The sequence below is a fragment of the Halopelagius fulvigenes genome, from assembly GCF_042662625.1.
Classification (GTDB): Archaea; Halobacteriota; Halobacteria; order Halobacteriales; family Haloferacaceae; genus Halopelagius; species Halopelagius fulvigenes.
Window position 1 is genome coordinate 246,622 of the sequence record NZ_JBHSXH010000009.1, and the last position, 21,857, is coordinate 268,478.

The 21,857-nt window shown below is 67.2% G+C and carries 21 protein-coding genes; 8 read left to right on the top strand and 13 right to left on the bottom strand.

Annotated elements, in window-relative coordinates; all coding sequences use genetic code 11:
- Positions 1–30: 30 nt before the first annotated feature.
- The gene (rnhB, locus tag ACFQEV_RS03595) at positions 31–726 is read right to left on the bottom strand and encodes a ribonuclease HII (protein WP_379692678.1); all 696 of its coding nucleotides are present in this window, start codon (positions 724–726) and stop codon (positions 31–33) included.
- Between the two features lie 214 nt (positions 727–940).
- Between rnhB and ACFQEV_RS03600 the strand changes: the two genes are divergently transcribed.
- Entirely contained in the window at positions 941–1,885 is a 945-nt protein-coding gene (locus ACFQEV_RS03600; protein ID WP_379692679.1) for a UbiA family prenyltransferase, read from the top strand.
- 83 nt (positions 1,886–1,968) lie between these two features.
- Positions 1,969–3,669, top strand: a complete 1,701-nt coding sequence (locus tag ACFQEV_RS03605) for a histidine kinase N-terminal 7TM domain-containing protein (protein WP_379692680.1) — start codon at positions 1,969–1,971, stop codon at positions 3,667–3,669.
- A 40-nt stretch (positions 3,670–3,709) separates the two neighbouring features.
- Here the strand turns inward: ACFQEV_RS03605 and ACFQEV_RS03610 are convergent, their stop codons facing one another.
- From ACFQEV_RS03610 to ACFQEV_RS03630, 5 genes are all read right to left on the bottom strand, one after another.
- The gene (locus ACFQEV_RS03610) at positions 3,710–3,880 is read right to left on the bottom strand and encodes a hypothetical protein (RefSeq protein ID WP_379692681.1); all 171 of its coding nucleotides are present in this window, start codon (positions 3,878–3,880) and stop codon (positions 3,710–3,712) included.
- Between the two features lie 86 nt (positions 3,881–3,966).
- Positions 3,967–5,250, bottom strand: a complete 1,284-nt coding sequence (locus ACFQEV_RS03615; protein ID WP_379692682.1) for a tRNA pseudouridine(54/55) synthase Pus10 — start codon at positions 5,248–5,250, stop codon at positions 3,967–3,969.
- 292 nt (positions 5,251–5,542) lie between these two features.
- Positions 5,543–5,911, bottom strand: a complete 369-nt coding sequence (locus tag ACFQEV_RS03620) for a hypothetical protein (RefSeq protein ID WP_379692683.1) — start codon at positions 5,909–5,911, stop codon at positions 5,543–5,545.
- Between the two features lie 526 nt (positions 5,912–6,437).
- Positions 6,438–7,460 carry an isocitrate lyase gene (gene aceA, locus ACFQEV_RS03625; protein ID WP_379694521.1) on the bottom strand — a complete coding sequence of 341 codons (1,023 nt, stop codon included), beginning with the start codon at positions 7,458–7,460 and terminating at the stop codon, positions 6,438–6,440.
- Positions 7,461–7,486: 26 nt separating this feature from the next.
- The gene (locus ACFQEV_RS03630; RefSeq protein ID WP_379692684.1) at positions 7,487–7,786 is read right to left on the bottom strand and encodes a hypothetical protein; all 300 of its coding nucleotides are present in this window, start codon (positions 7,784–7,786) and stop codon (positions 7,487–7,489) included.
- A 404-nt stretch (positions 7,787–8,190) separates the two neighbouring features.
- Here ACFQEV_RS03630 and ACFQEV_RS03635 point away from each other — a divergent pair, with 404 nt between their 5' ends.
- Entirely contained in the window at positions 8,191–9,141 is a 951-nt protein-coding gene (locus ACFQEV_RS03635) for an ABC transporter ATP-binding protein (RefSeq protein ID WP_379692685.1), read from the top strand.
- Positions 9,141–9,911 carry an ABC transporter permease gene (locus ACFQEV_RS03640; RefSeq protein ID WP_379692686.1) on the top strand — a complete coding sequence of 257 codons (771 nt, stop codon included), beginning with the start codon at positions 9,141–9,143 and terminating at the stop codon, positions 9,909–9,911. Before ACFQEV_RS03635 ends, ACFQEV_RS03640 begins: the two co-directional genes overlap by 1 nt.
- Before the next feature lie 64 nt (positions 9,912–9,975).
- On the opposite strand, the gene ACFQEV_RS03645 is transcribed toward ACFQEV_RS03640, so the two are convergent.
- Positions 9,976–10,197, bottom strand: coding sequence for a hypothetical protein (locus tag ACFQEV_RS03645; protein WP_379692687.1), 222 nt, complete (start codon positions 10,195–10,197; stop codon positions 9,976–9,978).
- 100 nt (positions 10,198–10,297) lie between these two features.
- Here ACFQEV_RS03645 and ACFQEV_RS03650 point away from each other — a divergent pair, with 100 nt between their 5' ends.
- The 3 genes from ACFQEV_RS03650 (at position 10,298) to ggt (ending at position 13,260) form a co-directional block, all read left to right on the top strand.
- Positions 10,298–11,134 carry an SDR family NAD(P)-dependent oxidoreductase gene (locus ACFQEV_RS03650; protein ID WP_379692688.1) on the top strand — a complete coding sequence of 279 codons (837 nt, stop codon included), beginning with the start codon at positions 10,298–10,300 and terminating at the stop codon, positions 11,132–11,134.
- A gap of 51 nt (positions 11,135–11,185) precedes the next feature.
- Positions 11,186–11,491: a hypothetical protein gene (locus tag ACFQEV_RS03655; RefSeq protein WP_379692689.1), complete on the top strand. Its 306-nt coding sequence runs from the start codon at positions 11,186–11,188 to the stop codon at positions 11,489–11,491.
- Between the two features lie 83 nt (positions 11,492–11,574).
- Positions 11,575–13,260, top strand: coding sequence for a gamma-glutamyltransferase (gene ggt / locus ACFQEV_RS03660; protein ID WP_379692690.1), 1,686 nt, complete (start codon positions 11,575–11,577; stop codon positions 13,258–13,260).
- A gap of 108 nt (positions 13,261–13,368) precedes the next feature.
- Here the strand turns inward: ggt and ACFQEV_RS03665 are convergent, their stop codons facing one another.
- On the bottom strand, positions 13,369–14,934 hold the full coding sequence (locus ACFQEV_RS03665) for an ABC transporter ATP-binding protein (protein WP_379694524.1): 1,566 nt from the start codon (positions 14,932–14,934) through the stop codon (positions 13,369–13,371).
- Between the two features lie 211 nt (positions 14,935–15,145).
- Here ACFQEV_RS03665 and ACFQEV_RS03670 point away from each other — a divergent pair, with 211 nt between their 5' ends.
- Positions 15,146–15,643, top strand: coding sequence for a hypothetical protein (locus ACFQEV_RS03670; protein WP_379692691.1), 498 nt, complete (start codon positions 15,146–15,148; stop codon positions 15,641–15,643).
- Positions 15,644–15,673: 30 nt separating this feature from the next.
- Here ACFQEV_RS03670 and ACFQEV_RS03675 read toward each other — a convergent pair whose 3' ends face one another.
- From ACFQEV_RS03675 to ACFQEV_RS03695, 5 genes are all read right to left on the bottom strand, one after another.
- Positions 15,674–16,960 (bottom strand): ABC transporter ATP-binding protein, encoded by a 1,287-nt coding sequence (locus ACFQEV_RS03675; RefSeq protein ID WP_379692692.1) that lies wholly within the window; start codon positions 16,958–16,960, stop codon positions 15,674–15,676.
- Entirely contained in the window at positions 16,957–18,075 is a 1,119-nt protein-coding gene (locus ACFQEV_RS03680; RefSeq protein ID WP_379692693.1) for an ABC transporter ATP-binding protein, read from the bottom strand. The genes ACFQEV_RS03675 and ACFQEV_RS03680 overlap by 4 nt, the downstream gene beginning before the upstream one ends.
- A complete protein-coding gene (locus ACFQEV_RS03685; protein WP_379692694.1) occupies positions 18,075–19,118 on the bottom strand; it encodes an ABC transporter permease in 1,044 nt (347 codons plus the stop codon). The genes ACFQEV_RS03680 and ACFQEV_RS03685 overlap by 1 nt, the downstream gene beginning before the upstream one ends.
- 2 nt (positions 19,119–19,120) lie before the next feature.
- Positions 19,121–20,119, bottom strand: a complete 999-nt coding sequence (locus ACFQEV_RS03690) for an ABC transporter permease (RefSeq protein WP_379692695.1) — start codon at positions 20,117–20,119, stop codon at positions 19,121–19,123.
- A gap of 97 nt (positions 20,120–20,216) precedes the next feature.
- Positions 20,217–21,857 (bottom strand): ABC transporter substrate-binding protein, encoded by a 1,641-nt coding sequence (locus tag ACFQEV_RS03695; protein ID WP_379692696.1) that lies wholly within the window; start codon positions 21,855–21,857, stop codon positions 20,217–20,219.

Here is a 21,857-nt window from a genome sequence, read left to right on the forward strand (position 1 = left end):
GGCCGTCGAACATCGCGAGTCTTTTTCGCGCTAAAACTGGTCGAGTGACGACTGCGCCGCCGCGGCGAGAACGTCGTCGCACGTGGACCACGAGGCGCGCGCGCAGTCCGGCAGTTCGCCCGTCTCGCCCACGTACTCGCGGAGGAACGCCCGCGTCGTCCCGTCGCTCGGATAGCCGCTTCCGACGGGGCCGTACTCGGCGTACTCCTCGGCGATGGCGGCGACGCGCGCGTCCCGTTCCACCTTGGCGACGATGCTCGCCGCGCCGACGAGTGCGTACGACTCGTCGCCGCCGTGTTCGGCGCGGACGCTCACCTCGACGCCGGCGTCGCCGACGCCCGACGCGACGCGGCGTCCGAACCGCGCTTCGTCCACGTCGCCGGCGTCCGCGACGACGGCGTCGCCGTCCCGCGCCGCGGCGGCCACCGCTTCGGCGTGCGCGGCGACGGTCAACGAGTTCATGTCCGTCTCCGGAGCGTCGATGCGCGACGGCGGGACGACGGCGACGCCGACGGTCACCGCGTCGCGTTCGCGGAGGGCGGCGGCTATCTCTTCCCGCCGAGAGGGCGCGATGCGCTTCGAGTCGTCGATGCCGTCGGGAAGCGCCGCCGGGTCCGCCCGCACCGCGGCGGCGACCATCGGACCGAGGACCGGCCCCTTCCCCGCCTCGTCGCATCCGACGCGAAACGTGCGCCCGTCGCCGCCTCCGCCGCGTCCGTCTTCCATGTACGCCGCAAGGACGCGGCGGCGACTAAGCGGTTGTGGTCCGCGGGAACGCCGCCGTCCCCGCCGCACGTTCTCCGCTCGAACCGCGTCTTCGGCCCGCCGGGAGGTTCCAAATGACAAGTTAATGTCTCGTATTTAATTCAGCCGCCTCCGAGGATACGTTAGCGACAGTCGCGGCGGTTCGGTCGTCCCCGCTGTCGCAGAGGTCTCACTAATGGTACACGACACACAAGCTCTGTCGAACGAACCCGACAGAGCCGCGCCGATGCACAGCAGATTGAACGAGTGGGCGAGGAGACAGGGCGAACGGGGGTGGGACGCGCTGGTGTACAGTTCGGCGTACCTCGCACTCATCGCGGTGGCCGAAGTCGCCGTCGTGATGCACCTCCTGTCGCTCCCGCCGAACGCCGCGCCGGTCGTCGTCGGCCTCGTCACCTTCGCCGTCTACACGAGCGACCGCATCGCCGACGCGGACACCGACGCGGTTTCGAACCCCAGACAGGCCGCGTTCGCCCGCCGGCACCGCGACGTGCTGTACGTGCTCGCGTCGCTCTCGTACGGTCTCGCCGTCGCGCTCTCGGTCCTCGGCGGGCCGGTCGCGCTCGCGATCACGCTCCTCCCGGGCGTGTTCTGGATACTCTACGCCTCCGATTGGGTGCCCGCGGGCGGCCTGCCGTTCCACCGCCTGAAGGAGGTGCTCCTCGTCAACTCCGCCGTCGTCGCGTTCGCGTGGGCGGCGACGCTGACGTTCCTCCCCCTCGCGTTCGCGGACGCGGCGTTCACGCCGACGGCCACCGTCGTCTTCGCGTACTTCTTCCTCGCGACGTTCGTCAACGCCGAGATCCCCAACGTCCGCGACGTCGAGGGCGACCGAGAGATAGGCGTCTCGACGCTGCCCGTCGTCTTCGGCGTGCGCCGGACGCGGCACGTCCTCTACGGTATCAACCTCGCCGTCGCCGCACTCGCCGGCTACGCCGCCCTCTCGGGGTACCTCTCCGCCGCGGCGGTGCTTGCGTTGCTCGTCGGCGTCGGCTACTCCTGCGCCGTCACCTCGTTCGTCGGTCGGACCGAGAGAGAGGACGCTCTCGTCGTCGCCGCCGAGTGCACGTTCCTCTTCGTGTTCGTCGCGCTCGGAGTCGCCCGCTCGCTTCCCGTCTGAGTAGCCGACCGGCGCTACCTGCACTTTTACGACACATTCACCGGTCAGTTAATGTATGATGCGACACGTCTCATCATAGAGCGGTGCTCCCCGTCACCCTGCTACCGCCGGTGTTGTTCGTCACGATTACCGTCGGAACGACGGCGGCCTTCCTCGCGTGGCGGGAACGGCCCGAACCGGGGTCGGTTCCCCTCGTGGCGATGCTGGCGGGGCAGTGTTGGTGGTCCGCCTTCCTCATCTTTCAGTTGCAGGCGACGACGCTCGACTCGAAACTGCTCTGGATGAACCTCTCGTGGGTGGGCGTCGTCGTCATCCCGGTGGCGTGGTTCCTGTTCGCGTTGGAGTACACCGGCCACGACCAGTACGTCCGCCTCCGGTACGTCGCCGTCCTCTCCGTCGTCCCCCTCCTCACCGTCCTCCTCGCCGTGACCAGCCGGTCCCACGACCTGCTGTACGTCGAATCGACGCTGGTTCGGCGAAACGGCGTCGCGACGCTCTTTCGGACCGCCGGCCCGTGGTTCTGGGTCATCACGGCGTACACGTACTTGCTCGGACTGCTGGGGTCGATTCCGCTCCTCGGTCTCGTCCGGAGCGACTCGCTGCCGTTCCGCGGGCAGAGCATCGCCCTGCTCGTCGGAACGCTGGCCCCGTGGGCGAGTAACGCCCTGTTCGTCGCGGGCGTGGTTCCGGTCACCGGGCTCGACCCGACGCCCATCGCCTTCGCCGTCTCCGGCGTCGCCTACCTCGGCGCGCTCACGCGGTTTCGGCTCCTCGGGACGAACCCGTCGCCGAACCGGCGGGCGCGCCGCCTCGTCTTCCGACGGATGCAGGAGGCCGCCGTCGTGGTCGATAGCCACGACTACGTGGTGGACGTAAACGAGAGCGCCGCGGCGACGCTCGGCGTCGCGCCGCGGGAGATTCTCGGGCGACCGGCGGCGCGGTTCTTCCCGGAGTACGAGGAGTTACCCGAGGACGGGGCGGCGACGGGGTACGTCACCCTCGACGGCGACTCCCGCGACGCGCTGTACGACGCCACGGTCACGCGAATCACCGACTTCCGCGGGCGCGCCATCGGCCGGGTCATCACCCTCCACGACGTCAGCGAGCACATCCGACAGCAGCAGCGTCTCGAAGTGCTCAACCGGGTGCTCCGACACAACATCCGCACCGAGACGAACCTCATCGCCGGGTACGCCGACCTCATCGCGGAGGACGGCGGCGACCCCCGCGCCGCCACCGTCAAGCGGCACGCCTCGAACATCGCGGAGATGGGGGAGAAGGCGCGGGAGATCTCGGACATCTTCGAGCGGGGGCGCGAACCGACCGAGGCGACGCCGTTGGCCGGCCTCCTCCGCGAACACGTCGCGGCCATCCGCGAGGCGTACCCGGAGGCGACCGTCGCCTGCGACTCCGTCCCAGAGGACGCGTACGTCGCCACCGTCCTCGACCCCGTCTTCTCGAACCTGCTCGAGAACGCCGCGGAACACAACCCGAGCGACGACCCCCACGTCGAGGTCACAGTCGAGGTGACCGACGAGTGGGTCAGCGTTGCCGTCGTCGACGACGGCCCCGGCATCGACGAGTACGAGCGCTCGGTGCTGGAACGCGGGACGGAGTCGCCGCTGATCCACGGGAGCGGTCTGGGCCTCTGGTTGGTCACGTGGGCGACGGGCGTCGCCGGCGGGACGGTCACCTTCGAGGCCAACGACCCGGCCGGATCGGTGGTCACCGTCCGCGTCCCGTCGCTCTCCCCCGCCGACGGGGAACGCTCCGCCGGGGGCTGACGCCGCGAAACGACGCCGCTATCGACAGGTCGCCTCCGACTCAGTCGTCCGCCGGCGGAATCCCCGGCGCTTCGATTTCCGCGCGTTCTCTCTCCGGTTCCGACTCCTCGTCGTCACCCTCCTCTTCGCGGTGCGCTTTCAGTTCTCTGCGGACGAGTGCCTCCCATTCGGCCGTCGACTCTCGGTGATGGCACATGGTATCTTCCCTCACACCGAGATTGCGACCGCGGTCTGAAAAACGTTGTGCGGAGTCGTCGGAGGAGGCGGAAAAACGGCGTCGGGATCCGTCTCGGGCGCTCAGTCGCGGAAGTACTCCTCGTCCTCGAACGGTTCCTCGACGCCCTCGACGGTGACGACGTCGAGTGCCGTCACCTCCGCGCCGACGCCGAGGATGTCGGCCAGACTCGGTTCGGTCCGGCCCTCGTCGCCGGAGACGAGTTCCTTGATGTAGAGGCCGCCCGCGCCGTGAACCTCGACGGTGGCGTGGCGCGCGTCGTCGAGTTCGCCCGTCGCCTCGTACACCTCGCGGGTCCGCGTGAGGTTCGCCCGACGGTGGTCCACGCGGTGCGGCGTGTACTGTTCGACGGTCGCGCCGTCGAGTTCCTCGATCGCGGCGTCGAGTTCCGCTTCGGTCACGTCGGCGTCGAACTCGACGGCGGCGCGGTACCGCTTGCTCGCGTCGAGTTTCTTCACGCGTTCGACCATCTCGTAGTTCGCGAGGCGGAGGCCCTCGACTTCGACCTTCCCCTCTGCGAAGACGTTGATGTCGCCCTCCAGTCGGTCGGTGTCGACGCGGCGGCGGCGCGGTTCGACGATCTCGATGACGAACGGGCGACCGGTCCCGAGCATCAACGCGTCCACGTCTTCCCTCCCCGCACCGTGGAACTTCGCGCCCGTCCCGTCCATCACGTCGCGGACGACGGGGGCGGTGAGTCCCTCGACGCTCTCCTCGTAGAGGTAGCCCGACCCGCCGCACTTCTCGCAGACCTGTTTGCCGACGTAGCCCGACCCGTCGCACCGGTTGCAGGGCCACTCGGTCTGCGGGATGTCGCGTTCGAGTTTGCGGTAGCGACCGTAGACGAACGCCGAGTGGACGTCCACCTCCACCTCGTCCGCCTCGATGTCGAGGAGGAACATCACGTCCGGGCGGCCGAACTCCACCTCCGTCCCGGTCAGGCGGCCGAGTCGCTTGCCCACCTCGCGGTTGAACTCCGATTTGAACAGTTCGCCGGCGTCCTCGGGGAGTCCGGCCCCCTCCCGGAGGAGCACCTCGTTCTCCTCGACGAGGGGCGGCGCGCGCGTGCCGACCTGATAGGTGTCGAACTCCACGTCCTCGACGGCCTCGGCGCAGCGTTCGGCCCACTCGTCGAAGCGGGCGACTTCCCCCTCGCACACCCAGCACGCTTCGGTGTCCGTCGCCTCGAACGCCTCGTCGTCGTCGAGTGCGGCGGCGACGCGGAGGCTCCGCCCTCGCTCTGCGTTCGTCAGTCCGAAACTCCGGTCGGCGAAGACGCGGCCCAAACACGAGTCGCAGACGGGACCGCTCTCCGCCAACGCTCGGGCGTCCTCGAGGATGCTCATACCCTCTCCTGACGGGGACTGGGTTTCTGTCTTGCCTTTTCAGAGCAGTCCAGCCGCGGAGAGAAGCCACCAGACGCCGGCGGCGACGCCCGCGCCGACGAGCGTCGTCGCCGCGGACAGGGCGACGCCGAGGGGCGTCTCCGAGAACGCCTCGCTCCCGTCGCCGTCGCGGCGGTAATCCGGCGCGTTCGCGGGAGGGGAGAGGCGTCCGGGCGACTTGAACGCCCCGTCCGGCTGGACGGGCCGGTCGCCGGGGACGGAGTCGAGAGCGACCGACGACCGGAACCGGCTGTCACCGGAACTCGACGCTCTCGACGGCCTTGACGCCGAAGCCGTCGGCTAACGACTCCGCCGCCCGCTCTCGGTCGTCCGGCGGAACGTCGAGGCGAAGCGTCGCGTCGACGCCGACGCGCAGGTCGTTCAGCGCGGGCTTGAGGCCGCGTATCTCGACCGATTCGACGCTCTCGACGCTCTCGACGGCGGCGAGGCGCTTTCGGACGCCCGCGGCCAAGTCGCCGTCGGCGTCGCGCGTGACGAGCACCGTCATCGACGCGCGGACGGCGGCGGGGCGGTCGGGTTGCGATTCGTTCTGACTGGACTGCTTTATCGCCATGAGGCTCCCGGCGCGACTCGAACGCGCGTCGAAGACGACTGCCGACACGGGAGCGGTCCGGTCGCTCCGCGGCGGCGCGAGGTGCGTCACGCGAGAAGAGTGAGGGGCCGATTCCGTACCGTGCGCGACGGAATCGGGTCCCCCCGACCCCGCCCGCGCGGCGCGACGTTACGCGCCGAACGCGGACCGGATGCGGAGGATGCCGGATACCCCGGACGCGGCGGATGCCGCGGATACGGTGGATACACCGAGGGTGCCGGCGTTTCCGACGACCGGGCACCGAGACCCGTCGCTGGATGCGGACGCCGCGCGAAGTGCGGACGCCGCGGCGGGTGTGCGACGGGTGGCGGTGTGGTCGGTCATCGGATGCTCCGCCCGCGGGGTCGCGGGACTCGGTCGATGAGTCACCCGGTCGCTACTTAACGATTGTCCGGGTGTGCTAATATGTATCACAGATGCGTCGGAGGGCTCACCATGGCTCTCTGCGGGAACCGCCCACGGCACCGTCGAACCCGACCGGGTTCGGTCGGCGAGGGGTCCGAACGTCGGGGGTTCGACGGTCATTCGCGGCGTCTCAGTCGTCGCCGCTCTTTATCGGGTCGGACTCCTCCTCGGAGAACCCCTCGGACTTCTCGATGCGCTCTCTCGCCTCCCTGTCGAAGCGCGTCTCGATGTCCTGGAAGTCCTTGACGAACGAGAGTTCGTGGTGGGACTCCGTCGGGTGGCCGATGTAGCGCGATTCGAGGTCGAACTGCGCCTCCTCGTCGTTGTCGGCGATGTTGCTGAGGTCCTCGTAGACGGCGTGCGCGCCGGAGTGGAGGCCGTAGAGGGTGATGAAGATGTACTTGTAGCCGAGATCGCCGAGTTCCTCGAAGGTGAGCGGGTCCTCCTCTTCGGACCACGCGAACGACGACGAGTAGTTGAACGCGAGATCGAGGTCCGGGTGGGTCTCGTGGATCGTCTCGGCGTAGTTGACCGCGTCCTCGCGCGAGGGGTCCGGCATCTCGGGCCAGACCAGGTCGACGCCCGCGTCGGCGTAGATGCGGCCGCGTTCGAGGTGTTCCTCCCAGTCGCCGTTGGCGGACCCGTACGCGTCGGTCCGCGCGATGATGACCGTGTCCTCGGACTGCTTCGCGTCGACGGCAGCCTCGAACCGGGCGCGGGCCTTGTCGCGGGAGACGATCTGCTTGCCCGCGATGTGGCCGCACCGCTTCGGCGTCGTCTGGTCCTCGATGTGGATGGCGGCGACGCCGGCCTTCTCGTACTCGCGGACGGCGCGGCGGACGTTGTGGATGCCGCCGTACCCCGTGTCGCAGTCCGCGACGACGGGCAGGTTCGTCGCCTCGACCATCCGCTTCGCGTTCTCGACCATCTCGGTCATCGTCACCATCTCCAGGTCGGGGAAGCCGAACTGGCCGAGGACGGTGGAGTACCCGCTCATGTACGCGGCGTCGAGTCCGGCGAGTTCCGCGAGGCGGGCGTCGAGGGCGTGGTAGATGCCCGGCGCGAAGGTGAAGTTCTGCTCATCCAGGAGGCGGCGGAACTCCCGCCCGGCGGGGTTGTCCACGTCGCGGGTGAACACCTCCTCGGCACCCATCTCGTCGCCGCCGATGGTGTCCTCGCTCATCGGCTTCCCCCGAGCGTCGATTCGATGCGGTTCAGTTGCGTCTTCAGATTGGCGATTTCGCGACGGACGTCGTCGTACTCCGCGTCCGGGTCGGTGCCCGTCTCGATGAGGGGGACCAACGGCGCCTCCGCGTCCTCCTCGTCGGTCGGTCGTCGCGTCCGCTCCGTCTGTCGATACCGTCGGGGAGTCGTGTCGATGATGGGAACCAAGGGAGCCTCTCTGTCCTCTTCTTCGGTCGGTCGTCGCGTTCGTTCGGCGGTTCGGGTCTCTTCGGTTCGTCGGGTCGTTCGTGTCATGTTATGTCGCGTATCGGTCGATCGGGTCGGTCGGTCGGTGTCGTTGCGGTCGTTCGCTCGTGGACGTCTGCTACGCCGGCAGATTTGGTGGTGCGTACGTTCATTCGTCGTCGCCTCACCCTACCCGAGGACCATCACACGAATAAACATAATGATTGATAGTGATAATATTCTTTAATGAGTTTAATCGACAGGGAGGACTCGAAGGCGGTATCAGTGAGAGCCGGTCGCACGGCCGGTCGCGGGTCGCTCTCTCGCCCGTTCGTCCGCGGACCCAGAGCGGTGCGACGCCGACGGACCGCGTCCGTCGGACGGCCGAGGCTCTCCCGCGTCTCCGTGCCATGGAAGCGCACGCCGTTCCGGGGTCGGTGCGCTTAATCCCGTCCGTAGCCGACTGACGGGTAGTGCCTCCTGCGATAGAGATACGCGATTTACGGAAGTCGTACGGCGACGTGCAGGCCCTCTCCGGCGTGGACCTCGACGTACCCGAGGGGTCCTTCTTCGGCTTGCTCGGACCGAACGGCGCGGGGAAGACGACGTTCATCAACATCCTCGTCGGTCTGGTCCGGAAGTCGGGCGGGACGGCCCGCGTCTTCGGCCACGACGTCGAGGACGACTACCGCGAGGCGCGGGACAGAATCGGCCTCGCACCGCAGGAGTTCAACGTGGACCGCTTCTTCCCCATCCGGGAGGTTCTGGAACACAAGGCGGGGTACCACGGCGTCCCGAAGAGCGAGGCTCGGGAACGCGCCGACGAGGTGCTGAAGCGCGTCGGCATCTACAACAAGCGCGACACGCGCTTCGATTGGCTCTCCGGCGGGATGAAGCGCCGGTTCGTGCTCGCGCGCGCTCTCATCACCGAACCCGACCTGCTCATCCTCGACGAACCGACGGCGGGCGTGGACGTGCAACTCCGCCACGAACTGTGGGAGACCATCACGGACCTCAACGACCACGGGACGACCATCCTCCTGACGACGCACTACATCGAGGAGGCCGAACGCCTCTGCGACGAGGTGGCCATCTTGGACTCCGGCCGCGTCGTCGACGTGGCGAGTCCCGACGAACTGATGGATCGCGGGACGGACCGCATCACCGTCTCCTTGCGCGACCCGCCGTCCGCGGTGCCCGACCTCTTGGCCCTCGACGGGCAGTACGAGGCGGCCGAACTCACGGAGTCGGGCATCGCCGTCACCGCCCAGCAGGGCGGCCTCGTCGCCCCGGACCTCGTGCGCGCACTCGACAGGGCGGGCCACGAGATAGTCGACCTCGAGATCACCCGCACCTCGCTCGAAGAGGTGTTCGTCGAGATGACGAGGCAGGACGACAGGGAGACGATGGAGGTGTCGAACTGATGGCGAGCGTCGATACCACGGGGTTCGTCGCCCTGCTTCGCCGCGAAATCCTCCGGTTCGTCCGCCGCCCCCGCAACACGTTCGTCCCGCCGTTCATCACGAACGTGCTGTACTTCTCCGTCTTCGGCGTCATCCTCGGCGAGCGAATAAACGAAATCGCCGGCGTCCCGTACATCCTCTTCATCCTGCCGGGCCTCATCGTCCTCGGAGCCATCTCCAACGCCTTCGAGAACGCCTCCTTCTCCATCTTCCACGGCCGGTGGAACCGCTACATCGAGGAAGCGCTGACCTCGCCGCTCTCGTACTCCTCGATGGTGTGGGCGTACATTCTCTCGTCGGCGCTCCGCGGCGTCATCGTCGGAACGCTCGTCGCCCTCATCGGCGCGTTCTTCACGTCGGTGGGCGTCACCCACCCGTTCTACCTGGTCGCGTTCATGCTCGTCATCACGCTGCTGTTCGCGAGTCTCGGCGTCCTCGGCGGCCTCTGGGCGGAGGACTTCGACGACCTGACGATGCTGAACCAGTTCATCCTCCGACCGCTGGTGTTCTTCGGCGGCGTCTTCTACTCCATCGCGGAACTGCCGGAGACGCTCCAGCAGGTGTCGCTCCTGAACCCGATGATATACATGGTCAACGGCGTCCGCTACGGCTTCCTCGGCGTCAGCGAGGTCGACCCGAACGCCTCGCTCGTCGTCCTCGTCGTCCTCGCCGCCGCCGTCACCGCGTTCAACGTCGTCCTCTTCCGCCGCGGGTACGGCCTGACGGACTGACCGGGCTCCCGCGCCGCACCTGATCGGCCTCACCCGGCGGCGAGACGAAAAAACGAACGTCGGGTTACGAACCGTCGGTCAGCCTCGCCGCGCGTTTCGTCACGCTCCGCCATAGCACCCACAGGAGGATGACCGCTCCCTCAACTCGCGCGGCGGTGTACACCCACTGCCGGAGTTCGACGTCCGACCCCTCCTCGGTCGCCAACCCCATCAAGAAGTCAACGACTCGCCGCGGCGCGACGAGTTCGGCGATGCCCAGTACCAGCAGTATCTTTCCGAGGGTCACGGCGCGACTAGGCCGTCGTCGGCATTATCCTTGGCGGGGCGCGACGGGCCCGTCCGAGACACCGCAACGCTCAACCCCCGCGTTCTCCTCTTCGGACGTGATGGTGTACCAACGTGTCGTCGTCACCGGCGGGGCATCCGGAATCGGACGCGCGACGGTCCGACGCCTCCGCGCTCTCGGACACGACGTCGTCGTCCTCGACGCGGACGAGTCCGCCCTCGGCCGCCTCCCCGAAGCGGTGGAGACGCACGTCTGCGACGTGACCGACGAGGAACGCGTCCGCGAGGTGGCCGAGGCGGTGACCGACGGCGGACCGGTCGATTCGCTCCTCACCTGCGCGGGGTACTACGAACTCGGCGCTGTTGAGGACGCGCCGGGAGGGGCGGTCGAACGGCAGTTCCGGGTCAACGTCTTCGGAACGCTCTTCGTCGCCCGCGCGTTCCTCCCGGCCCTCCGGGAGTCGGGCGGCCGCCTCGTCACCGTCGCGTCCGTCCTCGGGCGGGTGACGCTCCCGTTCCACGGCGTCTACGGCGCGACGAAACACGGCGTCGAAGCCCTCTCGGACGCCCTCCGTGTCGAACTCGCGCCGCACGGCGTCTCCGTCGCGGTGGTCGAACCCGGCGCGGTCAGGACGGGGTTCAACGAACGCGCGAAGGAGGCGCTCTGGGCGTACGAAGGCGAGGAGACGCCGTACGCCGACGACTACCGCCGCGTCCGCGAGTCGTTCGACCCGGGCGGGACGACGCCCGAACGCGTCGCCGAAACCGTCGTCGAAGCCATCCAAGCCGACGACCCGAAGGCTCGCTACCCGGTGACGTGGCAGGCGCGCCTTCTGCCCGTTCTCCGGGCGGTCCTGCCGACGGCGTGGTTCGACGCACTCGTCCGCGCGCGGGTGGAGAGTAGCGGCCCGATAGAGACGCTCCGAAACCTCCGCTGAGGCGTTCGATACACCGAGAAAGCATATATCGACCGTCCGCGACGGCCGACCGTGGTCTCCTCGAAACGGATACTCGCCGTCGCGGTGGTTAGCGTCGCGTGGAGCGTCGTCGGACGGGAGTGGTTCGAAACCGCCTTCGCCCTCGACGGCCCCGCCGCCCCGGTGACTGCGCTCGCAGTTCTCCTCGTCTGCGCGGCCGGGTACGGACTCCTCCGAGCGTGGGGAGTCCGGACGACGGTCACGCTCTGTCTCGTCGCCGCCCTCTCGTTCGTCGTCGGCTTCGTCGCCTTCTTCGCGTGGAGTGCGGCGACGTCGTTCCCCGACGCCGTACCCGCGTTCGTCCTCCTCGGTCGATAGCGGCGTCGAACCCCGACGAGCGATACCCTCCGTCTCGTGCCCCTTCGGGTGGACTTTTGGCCGCCGTTTTCGAACCGTCTCGCATGGACATCGACGGGAACGCGGACGTAGACAGGTTCACCTCGCGTCGTTCGACGGTGTACGGGCAACGCGGCGTCGTGGCGACAAGCCAACCCCTCGCGGCGGAGGCGGGCGTCGAGACGCTTCGGGCGGGCGGCAACGCCTTCGACGCCGCCGTCGCCACCGCGGCGGCCCTGAACGTCGTCGAACCCACCTCGACCGGACTCGGCGGCGACGTGTTCGCCCTCTACCGGACGGCCGACGGCGAGGTGGGCGCGATGCGGAGTTGCGGCGGCGCGCCCGCCGACGCGACCATCGAGAACGTCCGGGCGGCCGTCGCCGAGGAGGAGGGCGTGGACCCCGAGGACGCCGAGATGCCCGACACCGGCCCCCACGCCGTCACCGTCCCCGGCACCGCCCGCGGGTGGGAGGTGACGGTCGAAGAACTCGGGCGATTGACGCTCTCGGACGCCCTCGAACCGGCGATTCGCTACGCTACCGAGGGGTACCCCGTCTCCGAAATCATCGCGAACGCGTGGGAACACGGCGAGGAGTTGTTCGAGAACGACAACGCCCGCGAGGCGTACCTGTTCGACGGCGAAGCGCCCGACGCGGGCCAGACGGTCACCCTCCCGAACCTCGGCGCGACGATGGAACGCATCGCCGAGGAGGGCGCGGACGTGGTGTACGAGGGCGACGTCGCCGAGCAGATCGCCGAGGAGGTGCAGGAGGCGGGCGGGTTCCTGACCGTCTCCGACCTCGCGGACTTCGAACCGGAGTTCCCCGACCCCGTCTCGACGACGTACAACGGCGCGGAAGTTTTCGAACTCCCGCCGAACAATCAGGGCCTCATCGCGTTGGAAGCGCTGAACATCGCCGAGGAACTCGGCGCGGGCGACCACCCCCTCGAATCGCCGGACCGGGTCCACTACTTCGCGGAGGCGACGAAACTCGCCTTCCGCGACGGCCACCGCTACGTCACCGACCCCGAGTACGAGGAGATTCCGCCCCTCGCGTCGAAGGAGTGGGCGAGAACGCGGGCCGAGGAGGTGAGCGAGGAGGCGAACCGCGACGTGTCGTTCGGCGTTCCGGACGCCGACGCCGAGGACGCCGGTGAACGCGGTCCACCGACCCCTCGGGAGCCTCCGGAGCCTCCCGAGGACGCGGACACCGTCCTCCTCACCGTCGCGGACGACGAGGGCAACGTCGTCTCCTACATCAACTCCCGGTTCGCCGGGTTCGGGTCCGGCCTCGTCGCGGGCGACACCGGCATCGCCCTCCAGAACCGGGGGAGTTCATTCTCCCTGGACCCCGAGCATCCCAACCGCCTCGAACCAGGAAAGCGGCCCTTCCACACCCTCATCCCGGCGATTGCGAAGTTCGACGAGGGCGACTGGGCCGCCTTCGGCGTCATGGGCGGGTACATGCAACCGCAGGGGCACGTGCAGGTGATATCGAACATCGTGGACTACGGGATGCCGCTTCAGGCGGCCCTCGATTACCCCCGGTGGCGCTACCGCGAGGACGACACCCTCGCCGTCGAAGAGCGTCTGAGCGACAGTCTCGGCACCAAACTCGTCCGGCGGGGACACGACGTGCGTCTCTTGTACCCCTCGATGTTCGGCGGCGCGCAGATAGCGCGGAACGATAACGGGACGCTCTCCGCGGCGACCGAACCCCGGAAGGACGGGAACGCGCAGGGCTATTGAGACGAGAAACGGTCAAGTGATCGGACGGGTCGCGTTGGTGAGTGACGAATCTGGGCCGGCGCGGCCCTCGACGGGAACCCAGCGCGTCGCTACGGAGAGTGACCCGTGTCAGTTCTCGCCGTCGGTCGGTTCGGCCCGCGTTTCGAGGCGCGCGCCCGTCTCGGGAGTCCGCTCCGACTCGCCCGCTTGGACGTTCCACAGCGTCGCGTACAGGCCGCCGTCGTCCACGAGTGCGTCGTGGGTGCCGTCCTCGACGACGCGGCCGTCTTCGAGGACGACGATTCGGTCGGCGTCGCGCACCGTCGAGAGGCGGTGGGCGATGACGAGCGTCGTCCGGTCGGCGGTCAGGCGGTCAAGCGCGCGCTTTATGAGCCGTTCCGTCTCCGTGTCCACGGCGCTGGTCGCCTCGTCCAACACGAGGATGGCCGGGTCGCGCAACGTCGCTCGGGCGATGGAGAGACGCTGTCTCTGGCCGCCGGAGAGTTTCACGCCGCGTTCGCCGATGCGGGTGTCGTAGCCGTTCGGGAGGTCCGAGACGAACTCGTGGGCCTCCGCCGCCTCCGCGGCGGCCACCATCTCCGCCTCCGTCGCGTCGAACGCGCCGTACAGCAGGTTCTCCCTGACCGTCCCGTCGAACAGGTAGACGTCCTGACTCACGTAGCCGATGGCCCCGCGGAGCGAATCGAGGGTCACGTCGCGCACGTCGTAGCCGTCCACGCGAACCGCTCCTTCGGTCACGTCGTACAGGCGCATGAGCAGTTTCGCCGCCGTGGACTTGCCCGCGCCCGTCGGGCCGACGAGGGCGAGCATCTGCCCGGGTTCCGCGACGAACGACACGTCGCGGAGGACGGGGCGGCCGTCGTCGTAGGCGAAGGAGACGCCGACGAGCAGTTCCATGCTCGGTTGGTACACCGAGTCGAGTTTCACGACGGAGAGCGTCCGGTCGTAGTACTCCCGGGACGCCTCCTCGATGCGCGCCTCCTCGTAGGACTCGGTGGTCGAGGTTTTGATGACCTCCATGCCGCTGATGTTGTTCTCCAGTCGCGTGTTCAACGCGCCGACGCTCTCGCGGAGGGCGCGGTACATCGGGCGGATGGTGTACCTGAACCAGACGGTGAAGGCGGTCAGGAGGGGGACGGCCACCAGCGTCACGAGGGCGAGGCCGGGGTTCAGAGAGAACAGGACCGCCGCGATGGCGACGACGCTGACGACGAGTTGGATGCCGCCGCTGAGCGTGCTGTCGAGGAACGACCGCAGGTTCCGGACGTCGTTGTTGAGGACGCTCATCACCTGCCCGGTCTGTTTGTCGTCGAAGAACGCCGTATCCAGTCGCTGCATCGTCGCGTACATCTCCACGCGGACGGCGTGTTGGACGCGGTTCGAGTACGTCGAGAGGCCGACGCCCGTCACGAACGAGAAGGCGACGCCGAGCGTCAACGCGACGAGTATCGCGCCGACGGAGAACCAGACCTGTCCCAACGCGTCGGCCGGGATCCACGCCGCCGGGACGAACGGAAGGCGGTAGGGCGCGTTGTCGTTGAACGTCGCGTCGATGGCGACGCCGAGGACGAGGGGCGGGAGCAACCCGACCAACCGTCCGAGGACGCTCGCGACCAAGCCGACGACGAACCACGGCAGGTCCGCGCGTCCGTACGTCCGAAACAGTCGGACCATCGGGTCGCCGCGCGCTTCGTCCGCGGCCGGTACGACACCGCCGTCTCCGTCTCTCGTCGTCGTGGTCCTCAACTCCCGCCCCGTCGCCCGTCGGGTTCCGAGACTAACCCCGGGTAAGCGCCGCGCGGAGATAACGCGAGCGGTCGCCCCCCGTCCCGCGCCCGCTAACCGACGAAAGTAAACGCCGCCTCGCCGTACTCCGACCGAGACGATGCCGCCCTCGAACGGAGCCACCGACCGGCAGGACCGCTACGGGTTCGACGACACGAGCAGTCCCATCGCCGCCGCCCTCGGCAAGTTCGTCCCGCAGTCGGTCGCCCGGCGGTCCCTGTCGGTGACCGTCGAGACGGACCGCGAGGTGTACGCGCCCGGCGACCCGGTGGAACTCACCGTCGTCATCGAGAACTCCCTTCCCCTGCCCGTCGCCGTCGAGACGGAGACGCGGCGGCTCTGGGGGTGGACGGTGGACGGCGAACTCGAGGCCAGCGACGAACGGGTGTACCTCAGCGACGCCGCCGGAACGCTCTCCTTCCGGGCGAAAGAGCGGAAAGTCCTCACGCACACGTGGGACGGTCGGTTCAAGCGCGTCGGCGGGGAGGGCGAACCGACCCGGTGGGTCGAAGCCGAACCGGGCGTCCACGAAATCGGCGCGTTCGTCGACGTGCCGGAGAAACCGGAAGACAGCGTCGAGATACGAATCGAGAAGTGAGAGACGCGAGCGGTGGCGGGGCGTCCGTTCTCAGTCGGCGGTTTCGCCGCCGCCCTCGCGGTGGAGGTGACACGCCGCGAGGTGCGGTCCGCCTCCGAACTCGGGTTCGACTTCGTACACCGGGAGCTCCTTCGCGCAGATGGACTGCTCCGCGAACGACTCGACGAGTCGGTCGGCGGCGGACTCCCACTCGTCTTCGAGCACCTCGTCGATGCCCGTCTCGACGATGCGTCCGGCCTCGCCGCCGGGCGTCCCGTCGGGGAAGAACTCCGCGCGCAAGGACGCCTCGCCATCGACTTCGAAGGTCCTGCGCTCGACGGCGCGCATGAAGCGGCGGACGTCCTCCCACTCGCTCTTCGTCAGGTCGTACTCCTCGGGCGAGATGAGCTTCGGACACCGCGTGCGGAACCGGCACCCCGACGGCGGATCGATGGGCGACGGCACGTCGCCCTCGAGAACGCCGCGTTGCCCCCGCGCCCGCGGGTCGGGCACCGGAATCGACTGGAGCAAGGCGTCGGTGTACGGGTGTTGGGGGTTCTCGAACAGCTCGTCCGTCTCGGCGAGTTCGACCAACTGACCGAGGTACATCACGGCCACGCGGTCGGAGATGTGGCGGATGACCGAGAGGTCGTGGCTGATGAACAGGTACGTCAGGCCGAACTCCTCCTGCAGTTCCCGCATCGTGTTCAGCACCTGCGCCTGGATGGAGGCGTCGAGCGCCGACGTGGGTTCGTCGCAGACGATGAAGTCCGGGTTGACCGCGAGTGCGCGCGCGAGGTTGACGCGCTGGCGTTGCCCGCCGGAGAACTGGTGCGGATACCGGTTGTAGTGCTGGGGGTCCAGACCGACCTTCTCTAAGAGCATCCGGGCGCGTTCCTCGCGTTCGCCCTCGTACAGTCCGTGGGCCTTCATCGGTTCCTCGACGATGGGACCGACTTTCATCCGGGGGTCGAGCGAGGACTGCGGGTCCTGGAATATCATCTGCATGTCCTTCCGCATCGACCGCAGCTCCTCCCCGCCGATTTCGGCGAGGTTCTTGCCCTTGAACAGGACGGCCCCGTCGGTCGGTTCGAGCAGTCTGAGGATGGTCCGAGCGAGCGTCGATTTTCCGCACCCGGACTCGCCGACGAGGCCGACCGTCTCGCCCTTGGCGATGTCGAACGTCACGTCGTCTACGGCCTTCACCGTCTCCGTCTCGAAGAACGCGGAGAGCAGGCCCTCGCCCTGCGTGAAGTGCTTGGTCAGCCCGTCGATTTCGATGAGCGTTTCGCCGAATCCGACCGAATCCGTCTCTTCTTTGGTTATCACTTCGCTCATTCGTCGTCACCTCTGGCTTCGACGAGGCCGCCGCCGAAGGCCGACGTGGCCTCCGTCTCCAACGGTTCGGCGTCGTCGTAGCCGACGTTCTCGTACTTCACGCACGAGACCATGTGTCTCGCCTCGCCGGGGTCGCTCACGTCCTGATACTCCGGGCGGACCTCCGGACAGACGGTCCGCGCGTCCGGACACCGCGTGTGGAAGCGGCACCCGGAGGGCGGGTTGATGGCCTCGGGCATCACGCCCTTGATGGGTTGAAGCTCCTCCACCGTCTGGTCCGGCCGGGGGATGGAGTCCAACAGGGAGTCCGTGTAGGGGTGTCGCGTCTTGTGGAACAGGTCGTCCACGTCGGCCTGTTCGATAATCTCGCCGAGGTACATCACGTTCACCCGGTCGCAGATCTCCGCGACGACGCCCAAGTCGTGCGTCACCCAGATGAACGACGTGTTGTACTTCTCCCTGAGGTCGTCCACCAGGTCGATAATCTGGCCTTCGACCGTCACGTCGAGCGCCGTCGTCGGTTCGTCGGCGATGATGAGGTCGGGCTGACAGGACAGCGCCATGGCGATGAGGACGCGCTGGCGCATCCCGCCGGAGAACTGGTGGGGGTAGCTGTCGTAGCGCTTCTCCGGTTCGGGGATGCCGACCTCCCGGAGCATGTCCACCGCTATCTCCTTGGCCTTCTTGCCGGAGACGTCGCGGTTTATCTCGATGAACTCGCGAAGCTGCGCGCCCACCTTGAACACGGGGTTCAACGCCTCCATCGGGTCTTGGAAGATGATGGCTATCTCCTTGCCCCGAATCTGCTTGCGCATCTCCGCGTTCGAGAGCATCTCCGGGGAGCGCTGGAGTTCGCCGTCCGGCCCCTCCTCGATGTCGATTATCTTCTTTCCCTTGTACGTCACCGTCCCGCCGACGATCTCGCCGGGGTCTTCCACGAGTCGCATGATGGAGCTCGTGGCGACGGACTTCCCGGCGCCGGACTCGCCGACGAGGCCAACGAGTTCGCCTTCGTTCACCTCGAAGGAGATGCCGTCCACCGCGCGGACGGTCCCCTCCTCGGTGAAGAACTGGGTCTTCAGGTTCTCTACTTTGAGTAGTGGTTCGTCGCTCATCAGTTGTTTATCCGGGGGTCGAGTGCGTCTCTCAGCCCGTCACCGATGAGGTTGAAGCCGACGACGGTGATGAGGATGGCGATGCCCGGCCAGATGCTGAACCACGGGTTCGGCAGCATGTACTGGCGCGAGCTCGAGAGCATCTGTCCCCACGACGGCGTCGGGGGCTGTGCGCCGTACCCGAGGAACGACAGACCGGCGATGATGAGGATGTTCACGCCGATTTGGAGCGTCGCCTGCACGAGTACGGGTGCGAAACTGTTCGGGATGACGTGCCGCAGGATGATGTTCCGGTCGCGGACGCCCGCGGCGCGCGCCGCCTCGACGTAGTCCTCCTCGCGCACCGAGAGCACGCGAGAGCGGATGAGGCGGGCGAACGTCGGGATGGTGGCGATGCCGACGCCGACCATCGCGTAGATGAGGTTCTGTCCGAACGCGGTCATGAACGCGATGACCAACACGAGGAACGGGATGGCGTACAGCGTCTCGGACCCGCGCATCAGCGCGTCGTCTATCCAGCCGCCGTAGTAGCCGGCGACGGAGCCGACGAGTACCCCCAGAACGAGGGCGATACCCGTCGAGATGACGCCGACGGTGATGGCGATGCGCGTCCCGTAGAACAGGCGAACGAGGATGTCGCGCCCGCGGTGGTCCGTCCCGAGCGGGTGCGCCCACGTCCCCGGATCCTCCGGGTACAGCTGGTTCGTCAGTCCGACCGGCGGGCGGAGGATCTGTGGGCTACCCGGGTCTACGGCCGGATTGACCCAGAACGTCTCCGCGAGTACGTACTGGTGGACGCCGAGGTTGGCGAAGAACGCGTAGTCCGAGAGGTACTCGAAGAGCACCCCGTCGACGAACGCGATGGCGGCGATGACTATCATCACCCCGATGATGCACATCCCGACCAGCGCCGTCGGGTCGCGTTTCACCTGCGCGAGCGTGTACCGCCACCCGACCCGCGCTTCGAGTTTCTCCTCGCCCTCCGCGTCGGGGGCGTCCGCGCCGGCGTCCGCATTGGTCCGTGTCGTTGGTTGTTCGGTCATTGTCACTCACTCCCGTCGAAGGTGACCCGCGGGTCGACGTACGCGTACGAGAGGTCAGTGATGATGACCCCGATGACGAACACGAGGCCGAACACCAGCGTCGTCCCCATGACGAGCGGGTAATCTTGGTTCTGAATCGCCGTGATGATGAGCCGCCCCATCCCGTTGATGGAGAAGACGGTCTCGGTCAGCACGGCCCCGCCGAGCGCCGACGTGAGGTTGAGTCCCACGAGCGTGATCAGCGGGAGCTGTGCGTTCCTGAACGCGTGTTTCCGGACGATTTTGCTCTCGCTCACGCCGTAGGCGCGGGCGAGCGTCACGTACTCCTCGCCGAGCACCTCCAGCATCGAGGAGCGCTCGATGCGGGTGAACGCCGCCATCTGCAGCGTCCCCAGCGTTATCATCGGGAGGATGAGGTGGCGAATCGACGTGACGACGACCTCGAACTGGTTCGACGCCCCGCCCACGCTGGCGGGCGAGGCCCACGGTAAGACGAGGTTCGTCGACGGGAAGATGTTCAGCCAGAACGAGAAGACGATGATGAGCATCAGCCCGATCCAGAAGGAGGGCGTGCTCACGCCGAGCAGTGCCACGACGCGCGACACGTGGTCGGCCGGCTTGTTCCGGCGCTTCGCGGAGACGATACCCAGCGGTACCGCCGTCACGAGCGCGAACGTGAAGCTCGAAAGCAGTAGGTACAGCGTTATCGGCAGTCGCTCGGCTATCTTCTGCGTCACCGGCACCTGGTAGTAGAGGCTCGTGCCCAACTGCAACTGCGCCACGTCGAGGAGGTAGTTGAAGTACCGAACGTGGAGCGGTTGGTCGAGTCCGAACTTCGCCCGAATCTCTGCGGCTTGCTGTGCGCTCGGCGACGGTCCCAGCATTATCGACACCGGGTCCCCCGGGATGGCGTCGGTGAGGAAGAACGTGATGGTAATCACGCCGATGACCACCGGAATCGCCTGGAGCAGTCGACTGATCGTGTACCGAAGACGTCCCATTATTGCACCACACGTTGCGAGGCGTTCATGTCTCTAATCGCCGTTTTTGCGGCCGTTTTGTACATAAATATGACGTACCCGTCTCCGTCGTGTCTCTTTACTTCTGGACGGAGACGTTGTTGTGGTCCGTAGACAGCGTGAAGCTGAGGACCGGGTGGGATGCGAAGTCCTTGACATAGTCCTTCACACCGAAGCTGTTCTTCAGGTTGTACGCGGGCAGGTGCGCGCGGTCTTCGAGAACCGTGGTGGTCCCCTCGACGTAGAGCTGCTTGCGCTTCTTCTGGTCGTTCGACTTGCGCGCTTGGACGAACTTCTCGGTGGCCTTCGCGGCCTTCTCGCTGCTGTCGTGGTAGAACGTCCCGTCGGTGACGCCGAGGGTGTCCTTGGTCGCACCGAACATGTAGTAGGTGAACGCGTCCGGGTCGGGGGTGCCGGACCACCCGAGCGTGTAGATGTTGTAGTCCGAGTCGTCGCCCGAGATGTACTTCTCGAGGAACTTACCCCAGTCCAGGCGCTGGACGCTGGCCTCCCATCCGGCCTCCTTCAGACCGTTCGAGATGCTGATCCCTATCTGTTCGCGCATGTCGTCCGGCGGGACGATGATCTTGAACGAGTAGTCGTCCGGCACACCGGCCTTGTCGAACAGTTCCTTCGTCTTGTCGACGTTCTTGTCGTGGGGGATCTGCTTCCACTGGTCGATGGGGAAGCTCCACTCGTCGACGACGGCCTTCGGGTACGGACTGTACTGACGGACGCCCGTCGGTTCGACGTAGGACTGGACCGCTTGGTCCATGTTGAAGGCGTAATCGACGCCCTCGCGGACGATGGGGTCGGTCGTCGGACCCGACTTGCAGTTGAACGCGGCGTAGTAGTACCCGATGCTGGGTACCTCGTTGATGCTCACGTCCGAGATGTTGCGGATCGTCGAGTACTGCTTCGGCGGAATGCCCTTGATGATGTCGTTCTCGCCGTTCTTGAGTGTGGTGACGCGCGTCGTCGATTCCTCGACGGGAACGTACTCCACTTCGTCGAGCTTCGGTTTGGGGTCGCCCCAGTAGTCGGGGTTCACCTTGATGCGCACGAACTGGCCTTCCGACCACCCTTCGAACGTGAAGGGACCGGACCCGACGAGGGCGTCGCCCGTGTTGAACGCCTTCTTGTCCTTCTCGCGGACCGACTTCGGAACCACGTACCACGTGAGCGTGTTCGGGAACGGGGCGAAGCCGTACTTCAGGTCGAACTGAACGGTCTTCTCGTCCACCGCGGTGATGGTGTCGATCATGTTCAGTTCCGAGGCGTTCTCGGTCTCCTCTTTCACCGGGGCTTCGAACGAGTACTTGACGTCCTCGGCGGTGACGGTGTCGCCATTGGAGAACGCCGCGTTCTTCTCGATTTCGACGACGTACCGTTTGCCCTGCTTGGATACTTCGGGTTCGCCGGTGGCGAGGAGGGGGACGATGCCCGTGCTCTTGTCGTAGGTGTACAGACCCTCGACGATGCGGTCGACGACTTCGGTCGAGGGGACGTCGTTCAGGACGATGGGGTCGAACTCGATGGGGCTCTTCGTCTGCCCGATCTTGAGTTTGCTGGAGGAACCGCTGTCGGTTCCCTCGCCCGTGCCGGTGCCGCTACCGCCCTGACCGGAGCATCCCGCGATGCCGGCCAGACCGACGCCACCGAGTCCTTGCAGGACCCGACGGCGGTTTATCTTGCTGTGGAAGGTTTTCTCGTCAGACAT

Coding starts and splice junctions, on each gene's coding strand:
- rnhB (WP_379692678.1), bottom strand. CDS start 726: ATGGAAGACGGACGCGGCGGAGGCGGCGACGGGCGCACGTTTCGCGTC.
- ACFQEV_RS03600 (WP_379692679.1), top strand. CDS start 941: ATGGTACACGACACACAAGCTCTGTCGAACGAACCCGACAGAGCCGCG.
- ACFQEV_RS03615 (WP_379692682.1), bottom strand. CDS start 5,250: ATGAGCATCCTCGAGGACGCCCGAGCGTTGGCGGAGAGCGGTCCCGTC.
- aceA (WP_379694521.1), bottom strand. CDS start 7,460: ATGGGTGCCGAGGAGGTGTTCACCCGCGACGTGGACAACCCCGCCGGG.
- ACFQEV_RS03630 (WP_379692684.1), bottom strand. CDS start 7,786: ATGACACGAACGACCCGACGAACCGAAGAGACCCGAACCGCCGAACGA.
- ACFQEV_RS03640 (WP_379692686.1), top strand. CDS start 9,141: ATGGCGAGCGTCGATACCACGGGGTTCGTCGCCCTGCTTCGCCGCGAA.
- ACFQEV_RS03650 (WP_379692688.1), top strand. CDS start 10,298: ATGGTGTACCAACGTGTCGTCGTCACCGGCGGGGCATCCGGAATCGGA.
- ggt (WP_379692690.1), top strand. CDS start 11,575: ATGGACATCGACGGGAACGCGGACGTAGACAGGTTCACCTCGCGTCGT.
- ACFQEV_RS03665 (WP_379694524.1), bottom strand. CDS start 14,934: ATGGTCCGACTGTTTCGGACGTACGGACGCGCGGACCTGCCGTGGTTC.
- ACFQEV_RS03670 (WP_379692691.1), top strand. CDS start 15,146: ATGCCGCCCTCGAACGGAGCCACCGACCGGCAGGACCGCTACGGGTTC.
- ACFQEV_RS03675 (WP_379692692.1), bottom strand. CDS start 16,960: ATGAGCGAAGTGATAACCAAAGAAGAGACGGATTCGGTCGGATTCGGC.
- ACFQEV_RS03680 (WP_379692693.1), bottom strand. CDS start 18,075: ATGAGCGACGAACCACTACTCAAAGTAGAGAACCTGAAGACCCAGTTC.
- ACFQEV_RS03685 (WP_379692694.1), bottom strand. CDS start 19,118: ATGACCGAACAACCAACGACACGGACCAATGCGGACGCCGGCGCGGAC.
- ACFQEV_RS03690 (WP_379692695.1), bottom strand. CDS start 20,119: ATGGGACGTCTTCGGTACACGATCAGTCGACTGCTCCAGGCGATTCCG.
- ACFQEV_RS03695 (WP_379692696.1), bottom strand. CDS start 21,857: ATGTCTGACGAGAAAACCTTCCACAGCAAGATAAACCGCCGTCGGGTC.